Below are 11,441 nucleotides of genomic sequence, written 5' to 3'. Positions count from 1 at the left end.
GAGTTCTACCAGTTCTGCCCGGTCACCCGCGATGCGCTACCGGACGAGGCCGACGCCTCGGTGCTGGTGTTCCGGCTGTTCGATATCCGCGGCAATACGCTGAGCTTGCGGCTGCGCGACAGCACCGTGGTCGGCATCGAGCTGCGTCGCTCTGGCCTGCCGCTGTACAGCTGCATCGAGGCGAGCTGCAGCTTGGTGATGGTCGGCGGCGAAGTCAGTGATCGTTCGCGGCCGCTGAGCTTCTCGAACACCGTGCTGACCGCCGACGACGGCAGCACCGCGCAACTTCTCGGCACCGCGATCGGCGGCGTGCCGGGCCGGCCGGCGATCAACTGTGATGGCGTCGAAGGGCTGCCGCTGTTCGTCGCTTCTGCAGAGGGCACCACGACGGCACAGTGCGCCAGCGCCATCGTTCGATTCGAAGCGGTGGCCAGTTCGCGCTATGTCTACCGCTCCGCAGTCGAGGCCTTTGCGGTACCTGAAGTAAGAGTCGACGGCAACCGGCTGTTGAGCATCACGCTGTTCCAGCAAGACGAAAACAACCAGGCACTGCTGCCCTTGTTCGAGTGCGTCGGCGATGCCTGCAACGGTGCAGCGCTCGGCGAATTCGTTGCGCTCGACAACCTGACCAATGCCGAGCGGGCGCTGAGCCTGAGCGGCACCTTGCTGCAAAGCTTGAGCGGCGGCACGCCGGTGACGCTGGACGGCGGCATCAATCTCGGCAACCGCATCGACCGCATCCCACCCGATTGCGCGGGCTTCCCGGCCAGCGAAACGGTGCGCGTACGGGTTGAAGGGGAAGCCGACAGCTGGGACCTGTGCCCGCCTTATGACATCGACGAGGGCACGGTCAGCGGCTACCTGATCGGCGAGTTCAACATCGGCCGCTTCCCTGGTGCCCAACTCGGCGACTACGCCTACGGCTTCGCCAACAACCAGGCCCGCAGCGAGTCCTACCTGACGATCATCGCCAGCCCTGCCGGCCTGGTGCGGCGGCTCCAGTACGACCGCGCGCAAGGCGAAAGCTTCGCCTGCACCGATGCCGCCTGCCTGTCGGCGGTGAACATCGGCCCGGCCAACGCCCAGAGCGCGCATGCCGTGAGCATCGCGCCGATCACGCTGCCGGAAGTGCTGCTCGGCGACCGGCCGGGTGATCGCCGAGTCGGCCTGCAAGGTCAGCTGCTGACCGCGCCGGACCGCAGCTTCAATGACTGACCAGGGGCGAACCATGAACCGTATCCGCCAGCGCCCCGCTGCCCGTCTGTTCGCGGTCGGCCTGATGATGTTCGTCGCCGATGCCCTTGCCCAGACCAGCACGCAGACGCCGCCCGTTGCCGATGGCACCACGCCGAAAGGCCCGGCCAAGATCGAGCTGGGCCCGGTCGATGTCAAAGGTGAACGGCCGCCAGTCTCGGTCGGCCCGCTGCCCGGCCTGAACCTGACTCGCGACCAGATTCCCAGCGCCATCCAGAGCGCCACCGCCGAAGAGATTCGCGCCTCGCATTCGATCGGCATTGCCGATTTCTTCAATAACCGACTGCAGTCGGTCACCGTCAACGATTACCAGGGCAATCCGTTCCAGGTCGACGTGAGCTTTCGCGGCTTCACCGCTGGCCCGCAGCTCGGCACGCCGCAGGGCTTGTCGGTGTTCTTCGATGGCGTGCGGGTCAACGAACCATTCGGCGACATCGTCAACTGGGATCTGCTGCCGACCAATGCGATCGAGCGGCTCGATCTGTTCCCCGGCTCGAACCCGGTGTTCGGCCTGAACACGCTCGGCGGTGCGATCAGCCTGCGCTCGAAGAGCGGCTTCACGGCCAAGGGCGTCGAAGCCGATGCGCTGGCCGGCTCGTTCGGGCGGCGTCAGGTGCAGGTCGCCGCCGGCGGCAACCAGGGGCCGCTGGCCGGCTTCGGTGCCGTCCACTACTTCGATGAAGACGGCTGGCGCGACAACTCGCCGAGCCGGCTGGTGCAGGGCTTCGGCCGCGGTGACTACCGGCTCGATTTCGGCACCGTCACCGCCAGCACGCTGGTTTCCGAGAACCGCCTGATCGGCAACGGTCTGGTGCCGATCGAGCTGTTCCGCGAAGACCACTCGGCGGTGTTCACCTCGCCCGACGAAACCCGCAACCGGGCCTCGCAGATCAACCTGTCCGGCCTGTTCGATCTCAGCGACAAGACCAGCCTGACCACCCAGGTCTATCGCCGGGACAGCCGCCGCAAAAGCCTGAACGGCGATGCCTATGACGATTTCGACGAGTTCTTCTTCAGCGGCAATCAGGCCCACAGGGAGATCACCAATCCGGACGATCCGGTCTGCCGCTATGCCGATGTCGATGGCGACGGCTTGCGCGACACCGTCACCGGCGGTGGCTTCCAGCCACCGCTGAACGATCCGTTCCTCGAAGGCTTGTGCAGCAACGTCCGCCGGCTCGGCACGGCACGCAACGGCGCCTATGGCCGCAACCCGGTGACCGGTGAGACTGGCACCGCTTCCGGCGTCGTCGAAGGCACGCCGAACGGCGTCTACACCCGCACCCGCGTCGGCCAGCTGACCTATGGCGGCGCACTGCAGTGGAACCTGAATCTTGACGAACACAAGCTGCTGATCGGTGCTTCGTACGACGACAGCAAGGCCGCTTACCGCGCCACCCAGCAGCTGGCGCTGATCGACGACAACCGCCGCGTCTACCTCGATCCGGACAACATCGATCCGCTGTATTACGCAGGCGCCAATCCGCTGACCATCAATGCCTTCAACGGAACCTCGCGAACCTGGAGCGCCTACTTCAGCGAAACCTGGAGCGCCCGCGACAATCTGTTCGTGACCTTGTCGGCCCGCTACAACATCAACAAGGTCGACAACCAGGTGACGGCGCGGATCGGCGAAGACATCCACGAAGTGCTGAATCGCGAGCCGACGTTCATCCTCTGCCCGACCAACGATCTGGCCTCCTGCCCGGACACGCTTGGACCGATCATCCCCAACAACCTGGCACGCGAAGCCCAGGACGTGACCCGGGAAAAATTCGGCTTCTACTCGTTCAATCCCTCGTTCGGCCTGAACTGGCTGCCGATCCCGACGGTGAACCTGTACGCCAACGTCAGCCGCGGCGCGCGGGCACCGTCGGTGATCGAACTGGGCTGCGCCTATGACCCGACCCCGGTCCAGACCGTGCCCGGCTTCATCGATCCGGTCACCGGCGTCTACGTGCCGCCGCAAACCGCGCCGCGTAGTCAGGTCGGCCCGACCTGTGCGCTGCCCACCGCACTGTCCGGCGATCCCTATCTGCCGCAGATCCGTTCGCTGTCGGCGGAAATCGGGGCTCGCGGGCAGGTGTTCGGCGTCTGGGAATGGAATGCCAGCGTGTTCCGCACCGATCTGAAGGACGACATCTATTTCGCCGGTGCCTCACCGACACGCAGCTTCTTCGACACCATCGACAAGACCCGTCGCGAAGGCTTCGAACTCGGCATCAAGGGCAGCGCCGGGCCGTTCGATCTGCGTGCCAGCTACTCGCTGACTTCCGCGACCTTCGAGTCCGAGTTCTATGTGCTGAGCCCGAACAATTCGAGTGCCGATTTCAACCAGAACTCGGTGCCCGGCAATGTGCTGTCACCGACCGCCGATGCCAACGACGGCCGCGGCTCCTTCCGAGCGATCCGCATCGATCCCGGCGCGCTGCTGCCCGGCGTGCCGCTGCACAACCTCACTGCCGGCGTCGACTGGCGGCTGACCCGGGCCTTCAAGCTGGGCCTGAGCGCGATCGCCCATTCGCGCTCCTTCGTTCGCGGCAACGAGAACAACGCCCACCAGCCCGAGGGCACCGATCAGATCACCGACGGCTTCGGGCCGATCGTCTCCAACGGCAGCCAGTTCACCGGAGGCCGGCCATTCACCGAGAAGGGCTACGTGCCGGGTTACGCGGTCATCAACTTCGATGCCTCGTACCAGTTGCCGCGCGGCTTCACGGTATTCGCCCGGATCACCAACCTGTTCGACCAGACCTACTACAGCGCTGGCCGGCTTGGCGTGACGCCGTACACGCCGAGCGTCAACGGTGCGATCGGCCCCGGCGGCTTCAACTACAACTCGAACGAACACCAGAACACCACCTTCGTGGGTCCCGGTGCACCGCGCGGATTCTTCGGCGGGGTTTCGTATCAGTTCGGCAAATCCTGAAACAGCTTTCCAACGGCGGATGCCGCTCATTCAGAACGGCATCGACAGACCTGGGTGTGTAACGAGGAGAAGACGATGAAGAACAAGCAATGGTTGGGCGCCAGACTGGCGCTGACGAGCATCGCCCTGGCGGCTGCCGCAATGCCGGCACAGGCGGCGTTCGAAACGATCACCGACAGCGGCACCACGGTCCTGAAGCTATGCCAGGGCACCGAGGCGAACCGCAACCCCACCACCGGCGTCTGCAAGGTCACCGGCAATTTCCCGACCGGCAGCACGCCCGGCACCTTCCCCGGTCTGAGCGGCAGCAACTGGGCCGTCTATGCGACCAACAACAACCAGGCAGTGATCGCCAACGGCACCACGATCGGCAACCTGGACGACCGCATCTGGCGCAACGGCAGCACCACCGAATACGTGTTCGGCTTCCGGCTGCAGATGGTCAACACGCTGTGGACACCGCCGTCAGGAACTTGCCCCAGCACCACGCCGACCTACTTCGAAGTCAACGACATGTTCCGCAACGGCTTCACCGGCCGTACCGGCTTGCAGATCGCTTACCGGCAAGGCTCGGCCGAGGAAGGCGCCTGGTTCTCCGGGCGTACCAACCAGGGTCTCAACGAGTACGCGAGCTCACCGGAAGGCCTGAATCCCGCGCGTAGCGCCGATTGGGTGAACTTCCGGACCGACGTCAACATCGACGATCCGGATTCCCTGAGCAACGCCAATTCGGCCTGGATGTTCGTCCGCGTGGTCTCGTCCACGGCACCGAGCAGCAGCGCCGTCGCCAACGCCATTCGCCTGTCGGAGGGCGGCGAAGAAGGCCAGTGCCAGTTCTCGATCAACTTGAACGGCCTGAAGCCATAAAGCCAGCCTGAGGATCCAGCCGACAACGGGTGCGGGAGTCGAATCGACGCCCGTATCCGTTGTCGACCGCAGTGCCAGGGCTCGAACCCAGCATTCGATTACCGACGGAGGACGGGTGCTCATCCGGAGCCTCGTCGACTTCCGTCCTGCAACAGGGGAGATGTCATGAAACAGCATGTGCGCAGTTTGTTGAGCCTCGGCGCCGGCCTGGGTCTGGGCCTGGCGGTGGCACCGTCGTTCGCCGGCTTCGAAGTTCTGACCACCGCCGGCACGCCGGTGCTGAAGGTCTGTCAGGGCACGGAGTCCAATCGCAATCCGACCGACGGCGTCTGCGAAGTCACCGGCGAGTTCCCGACCACCACCAATGGCGTCCGCACGTTTCCGGGTCTGGGCGGCAATACCTGGGCGCTGTACGCCTCGAACAACAGCCAGGCGGTGATCGCCAACGGCACCGAAGTCGGCCGTCTCGATGACCGCATCTGGCGCCGCGGCAGCACCACCGACTACGTGTTCGGCATCCGCATCACGCTGAACGATCGCCGCTGGCAGCCGCCGCTCGCCACCTGTGGCGCGGAAGATCCGGACTTCTTCGAGGTCAACGATCTGGGCCGCATCGGCTTCAACGGCATCGCCACTTCGGTGGCCTATCGTCTCGATGGCGCCGATGAAGGCATCTGGCTGGCCGGCCGCACTGCACAAGGGCTCAACCAGTATCCCGGCTCGCCGGAAGGCTTGAACCCGGCGCGCAACAACGACTACGTCAGCTTCCGCAGCGATATCAACTTCGACGATCCGGACGGCTCCAGCGTCGCCACCACGGCCTGGTATTTCGTCGCCGCCCGACTGACCAAGCCGCCGAAGACCACGGCTTCCGGCAGCGTCGTCGGCGTCCGTCAGGGCGGCGAAGAAGGCCAGTGCAAGTTCCTGGTGCCGGTCAACGGCCTGCGGCCTTGATCCCTGTCTGACAGCCGCCGCCCTTCACTCATGAAGCGATTGATCGTTGCAGCTCTGCTCGCCATTGCGCTGTTGGTGGTGGCACTTCGCTGGTGGACGGCGGCGCCGGAACCGCTTGCGGTCGTTGATGGCGTCGTGCCGTCAACGACCGTTGCCAGCGCCGAGCAAGTAAAACCACCCTTGGCCCAGCCTCCTGTGCCAGCGGCGTCGGCCGGGAAGCAAAGCCCGGATGAGGCCTGCCGCGAGGGCGAAGTGGTCATCACCTCAGCGGCCGGCAAGACCGAGCAACACTGTGCCGATTCGGCACTGGCCAACCAGACCGGCAGCAGGCGCAGCTACCGGTACAAGCTGGGCCGCGATGCCTATCTGCTGATCGACACCGCGGCCGGTGCCGCCACCCGCGTCGAGTACGGCCATCGCAGCCCGGAGTATGGCTGCGATGGCGAGGCCTGCTCGGGACTGATGTTCGGCAAGCCCGATTTCAACGGCCGGCAAAACATCAGGCTGAGCGGCACGGCACTGGCGCGGGAAGCGCCGGTGGACGACGGCGCTCAGGACGGACCGATAACCCTCACGGCCCGGCTCGGCGCGCTCGGCAATGTCGGCGCGGTCTGCGATACCGGCGTCACCCTGAACTTCAGCGACAACAGTTACACGCGCTTCTGCGCCTTCGGCGGCAACGGCTATGCGCAGGGCGAAGACGGCCTGCCGGTCTACAGCTTCAGCAATGTCGATGGCGGTGTGATCAAGCTGCGTACCGATCAGGCCGGCATCATCCGCAGCATCGAAATGTCTGGCGAGTTGTCCCGCGAAGGGCTGCGCTGTGCCGCCGCTGCCTGCGCTGGCGCCAGCTTCTCGGCACCGGACGCGCGTGGTTCGCGAATCCTGGCGCTGATCGGCACCCAGCTGCACAGTGCCGACAACAGCCGCTCGGCAACGCTCAACGGACAACTACTGCTCAGCGGCGAATGAGCAGCGTCAGCTAGGTCGATGACGGCGTGGCTGTCGACGCAGGCTCGAGCCGGGCACTCAACACGTCCGGGCCGCAGTTCGGCGTAATCCGCAGATAGATGCGCCAAAGCAGATAGCCGCTGATGGTCAGGCCGGTGGACGCGCAGGCCAGCCCCATCGGCGAGGCACTGACCAGCGGCGACAGCACCCCCGATACCACAGCCGCGACACCGAGGCTGATCGTTGCCTGCACCGAAGCAGCGGCACCGCGCACGGCCGGGAAGCGATCGAGCATCAGCAGGGTGAAAGTCGGGAACGACAGGGTCACGCCCATGCCGATCAGGCCGATCGGCAGCACGAACCAGGGCACCGATGGCGTCAGCCACAGACTGCCAGCCAGGTTCAGCGCGACACCGCTGCTCATCAGGATGAAGCCGATGGTCACCGTCCGCAGGGCGTCGATCTCGCCGGCCAGCCGCGACGACAGTGCCGAGCCGGACATCATGCCGCCGATGATCGGCACGAACAGCCAGGCGAATTCGGTCTCGCTCAGATGCAGGATGTTGAGCACTACCGAGGGCGCCGCCGAGATGTAGGTGAAGATCGCGCCGAAGTTCAGCGCCGCGGCAAAGCCCAGCAGCAGATAGCGGCGATCGCTGGCCACCGCGCGATAAGTGCGCGCCAGCGGCCGCAATGCGAATCGCGTTCGCCGTTCCCGCGGATGGGTTTCCGGCAATGCGGCCAGCGAGGCCAGTACCAGCAGCAGGGTGAAGCCCGCCAGCAGCCAGAAGATCGCGCGCCAGCCGGCCGCGCCGAGCACGAAGCCGCCGATGATCGGTGCGATCGCCGGTGCGAAGCCGAAGATGAAGCTGACCTGCGACATCAGCCGCTGGGCATCGGCGCCGTCGAAACGATCGCGGATGATCGCCCGGCCGACGACCATGCCGGCGCCACCGAAGACGCCCTGCAGCACGCGGAAGCAGAGCAGCATCTCGAACGAGGTGGCGAGCGCGCAGCCGGCGGTGGCCGCCGCGAACAGCAGCATCGACCACAGGATCACGCCGCGCCGGCCATAGGCATCGGACAGCGGCCCGTGCAGCAGCGACATCGCCGCATACGCCGCGAGGTACAGGCTCAGGGATTGCTGCATGGCCGCCGGCGTCACGCCGAGCTCGGCTTCGATCGCGTGAAAGGCCGGGAAGAAGGCGTCGATCGAGAACGGCCCGATCATCGCCATGCCGGCGAGCAGCGGCGCCAGAAGCTTGGGGTTGGCGCGGAAGCGGTTCACGACACCAGCGCTAGACAGTGACCGGCTGCGGCTGGGCGTTCAAGGCTTCAGCCAGCAGCTTGGAGATGCGCCCCGGCACGTCGTGCTCGACGGCCCGCATCGCCACCGTGATGGCATTGGCGAAGGCCAGCGCATCGGCCCCGCCGTGACTCTTGATCACGTTGCCATTGAGACCGACCAGACTGGCGCCGTTGTAGCGGCGCGGGTCCATGCGCTTGGCCAGTGCGCGCAGCACCGAGCGGGCAATCAGACCCACCAGCTTGGTGCCGGCGTTGCGGGTGAATTCCTCGCGCATGAAATGGCCGACCAGCTTGGCCACGCCCTCACCCGCTTTCAGCGCGACATTGCCGACGAAGCCATCGCAGACCACGACATCGGCCGGATGCAGGAAGATGCCATCGCCTTCGATGAAGCCGCAGTAGTTCAGCTTCGACGCCGAGATCAGTGCAGCCGCCTGCTTGATCGTCTCGTTGCCCTTGATCTCTTCCTCGCCGATGTTCAGCAAGGCAACCCGGGGCCGCTCGATGCCGTTCAGCGCGGTGACCAGCGCCGAGCCCATCACCGCGAACTGGAACAGCTGTTCGGAGCTGCAGGCGGCATTGGCGCCGAGATCGAGCACATGGGTAGCGCCCTTGACCGTCGGCAACGGCGAAATGATCGCCGGCCGGTCGATGCCCGGCAGCGTCTTCAGCACGAATTTGGCAATCGCCATCAGCGCGCCGGTATTGCCGGCCGAGACGGCGGCCTGGGCACGCTTCTGCTTGACCAGGTCGACCGCGACCCGCATCGATGAATCCTTCTTGCCACGCAGCGCCTTCGACGGCGCTTCGTCCATCGCCACCACTTCCGAGGCGTGCTGGATCGTCAGCCGCGGATCGTCGATATGACGATGCGCGGCCAGCGCTTTACGCAGAACGGTTTCATCGCCGACCAGGATCAGACTCAGACGGCGATGTTCATCCAGCGCCCGCAGCGCCGCTTCCACGACGATGCCGTGACCGTGGTCACCGCTCATCGCGTCAAGGGCCAGCAGGATCGGCGCGTTCATGGCGGGCATGATTGCGCTCCGCAGCGGCCGGGAGAAACGGCTGGTTCAGCCGTTCGGCACGCTGCCAGGAAGCTCAGGCTTCTTCCGAAACTTCGACCGTCTTCATCTCGATCACGCGCTTGCCACGGTAGAAACCGTCGGCAGTGACGTGATGACGCAGATGCGTCTCGCCCGAGGTGGAGTCGACCGAGAGGGTCGGCGCGCTCAGCGCATCATGGGCGCGGCGCATGCCACGGCGGGAACGGGACTTCTTTGATTTTGCGACAGCCATTGGGGAACTCCGGTGGGCAAGGTTCGCCCAGGGGCGCGAATTCTACCCTGATTGACCCCGAACATGTACAACAAATGAGGCGAAATCAGAGCGGCGTGCAATCGTCCCGTTCGCAGCGCGCCGAGAACGGCAGCGCCAGCAGCACTTCCTCTTCGACGATGACGTGAAACGGCAGCTGATCGTCCTCGACGAGATAAGGCTCGGCGTCCTTCAGCACCCGGTTTTCCTCTTCCTCGTTGAACACCAGGCGCAGATCGATCGCCGCATCGAGCACGAACTGGAACGGCTTCAGGCAGCGCTGGCAGGTCATCGTCAGCTCGCCCTGCACCCGCCCTTCCAGCTTCGGTGCGCGGGTCTTGTCTCGGCGCAGTTGCAGCTCCACCTGCAGATCGGTCTGAGGCGTGTCGTGGAGATCCGCCAGCGCCTGCTTCAGACGTTCCAGCCGCGACACCGGCAGACTGCCGGCGTAGCTCGCCTCGCGCGTCAGCGCACTCGATACCTTGGCGTGCAGCGGCAGAATGCGCTGCGCAGTTTTCTTGACCGGTTCGTTCATCGATACAACTCTATCAGCGGCCTTCACGAAATCGAAATCTTCCGCACATCCATGTCTCTGATCAATTCAGAATTTCCGCTGATTCTTGCGTCCGGTTCCCGCTATCGCGCCAGCCTGCTGGCCCGCCTGGGCCTGCCGTTCGTGGCGATGCCATCAGATGCCGATGAAAGCCGCCAGCCCGGCGAGACGCCGCTGCAGCTTGCCGAACGCCTGGCCATCGCCAAGGCGCGGGTGCTGTCGAGTCAGCATCCGGAGCGCTGGGTGCTCGGCTCGGATCAGGTTGCCGCTCTCGGTGACTCCGTGCTCGGCAAGCCCGGCAACCGCGAACGGGCAATCGCGCAATTGCGGGCGCAGGCTGGCAACACAGTGATCTTCATCACCGCGGTCGCGCTGATCCACGAAGCCAGCGGCCGGGTACTCCGTCACGTCGATCACACCCGCGTGCGCTTCCGGCATTTGAGCGATGCCGAGATCGAACGCTATCTGGACGCCGAGCCCGCCTACGACTGCGCCGGCAGCTTCAAGAGCGAAGGCCTGGGCATCTCGCTGGTCGAAGCGATAGCCAGCGAAGACGCCACCGGCCTGGTCGGCCTGCCGCTGATCGCAGTGCGTCGGATGCTTGCTGAAGCGGGCTGCGCGCTACCGTAATAACCAAGCCGGCAGCGCGCGCACATCCTCGATCACCGCTGCAGCACCGGCCGAGAGCAGCCGTCCTGGCGCGTGTACACCACAGGCAACACCCAGCGCCGGCACGCCGACGGCGGCCGCCATCGCCACGTCGTATTCGGTGTCGCCGATCATCAGCGCTCGGTGCGCCGCCACGCCGGTCTCGCGGAGGATTTCCTCGAGCATCAGCGGATGCGGCTTGTCGGCGGTTTCATCGGCACAGCGGCTGATCTCGAACAGCGAACGGACATCGTGCTTGTCGAACGCACCATCCAGCCCGGCGCGTGGCTTGCCGGTGGCGACCGCCAGCCGGAAGCCCTGATCACGCAGCGCCTGCAGCGACTCGACAGCGCCCGCGAACAACGGCGTCGAATGAATCTTCAGCCCGGACTCGCGGCGATGCGCGAACAGCTGCGCCATCACCCAGTTCGGGTCGAACTCCGGATACAGGCGGCGCATGCCGTCCTGCAGCCCGAGGCCGATCAGCTCGGCGATCTGATGGTTCTCGCGCGGCGGCAGGCCGAGATCGAGGATCGCCTTCTGCGTGGTGCTGACGATGTGGCCGGCGGAGTCGGCCAGGGTTCCATCCCAGTCGAAGATCAGCAGTTCGAATTCAGACATTGAGTTGATGTTCGAAAGAAAAGCATGCTCACGCAAAGG

The 11,441-nt window shown here is 65.3% G+C and carries 11 protein-coding genes; 6 read left to right on the top strand and 5 right to left on the bottom strand.

Features of this window, described 5'->3' with window-relative positions; genetic code table 11:
* The 5 genes from Q0D45_RS08380 to Q0D45_RS08360 form a co-directional block, all read left to right on the top strand.
* Positions 1-1,215: hypothetical protein (locus Q0D45_RS08380; RefSeq protein ID WP_293391162.1), on the top strand; the 1,215-nt coding region annotated here is incomplete at its 5' end.
* A gap of 13 nt (positions 1,216-1,228) precedes the next feature.
* Positions 1,229-4,183 carry a TonB-dependent receptor gene (locus Q0D45_RS08375; RefSeq protein WP_293391160.1) on the top strand — a complete coding sequence of 985 codons (2,955 nt, stop codon included), beginning with the start codon at positions 1,229-1,231 and terminating at the stop codon, positions 4,181-4,183.
* Between the two features lie 75 nt (positions 4,184-4,258).
* Entirely contained in the window at positions 4,259-5,050 is a 792-nt protein-coding gene (locus Q0D45_RS08370) for a hypothetical protein (protein ID WP_293391158.1), read from the top strand.
* Between the two features lie 165 nt (positions 5,051-5,215).
* Complete coding sequence (locus tag Q0D45_RS08365; protein ID WP_293391156.1) at positions 5,216-6,004, top strand: hypothetical protein; 789 nt, start codon at positions 5,216-5,218, stop codon at positions 6,002-6,004.
* 30 nt (positions 6,005-6,034) lie between these two features.
* Complete coding sequence (locus Q0D45_RS08360) at positions 6,035-6,976, top strand: hypothetical protein (RefSeq protein WP_293391154.1); 942 nt, start codon at positions 6,035-6,037, stop codon at positions 6,974-6,976.
* A 10-nt stretch (positions 6,977-6,986) separates the two neighbouring features.
* Here Q0D45_RS08360 and Q0D45_RS08355 read toward each other — a convergent pair whose 3' ends face one another.
* The 4 genes from Q0D45_RS08355 to Q0D45_RS08340 form a co-directional block, all read right to left on the bottom strand.
* On the bottom strand, positions 6,987-8,243 hold the full coding sequence (locus tag Q0D45_RS08355; RefSeq protein ID WP_293391153.1) for a multidrug effflux MFS transporter: 1,257 nt from the start codon (positions 8,241-8,243) through the stop codon (positions 6,987-6,989).
* A gap of 10 nt (positions 8,244-8,253) precedes the next feature.
* Entirely contained in the window at positions 8,254-9,291 is a 1,038-nt protein-coding gene (plsX, locus tag Q0D45_RS08350) for a phosphate acyltransferase PlsX (protein WP_366946388.1), read from the bottom strand.
* A gap of 73 nt (positions 9,292-9,364) precedes the next feature.
* Entirely contained in the window at positions 9,365-9,562 is a 198-nt protein-coding gene (gene rpmF / locus Q0D45_RS08345) for a 50S ribosomal protein L32 (protein ID WP_293391149.1), read from the bottom strand.
* A gap of 85 nt (positions 9,563-9,647) precedes the next feature.
* A complete protein-coding gene (locus Q0D45_RS08340; RefSeq protein ID WP_293391147.1) occupies positions 9,648-10,115 on the bottom strand; it encodes a DUF177 domain-containing protein in 468 nt (155 codons plus the stop codon).
* Positions 10,116-10,166: 51 nt separating this feature from the next.
* Here Q0D45_RS08340 and Q0D45_RS08335 point away from each other — a divergent pair, with 51 nt between their 5' ends.
* A complete protein-coding gene (locus tag Q0D45_RS08335; RefSeq protein WP_293391145.1) occupies positions 10,167-10,763 on the top strand; it encodes a nucleoside triphosphate pyrophosphatase in 597 nt (198 codons plus the stop codon).
* Here Q0D45_RS08335 and Q0D45_RS08330 read toward each other — a convergent pair.
* The gene (locus Q0D45_RS08330; protein WP_293391143.1) at positions 10,755-11,402 is read right to left on the bottom strand and encodes an HAD-IA family hydrolase; all 648 of its coding nucleotides are present in this window, start codon (positions 11,400-11,402) and stop codon (positions 10,755-10,757) included. The two genes, Q0D45_RS08335 and Q0D45_RS08330, sit on opposite strands and share 9 nt — an antisense overlap.
* Between the last annotated feature and the right edge of the window lie 39 nt (positions 11,403-11,441).

The sequence above is a fragment of the Nevskia sp. genome, assembly GCF_023266035.1.
Lineage (GTDB): Bacteria > Pseudomonadota > Gammaproteobacteria > Nevskiales > Nevskiaceae > Nevskia.
Note: the sequence above shows the minus strand (reverse complement) of the source record. Positions and strands in the feature narration are given on the sequence as shown.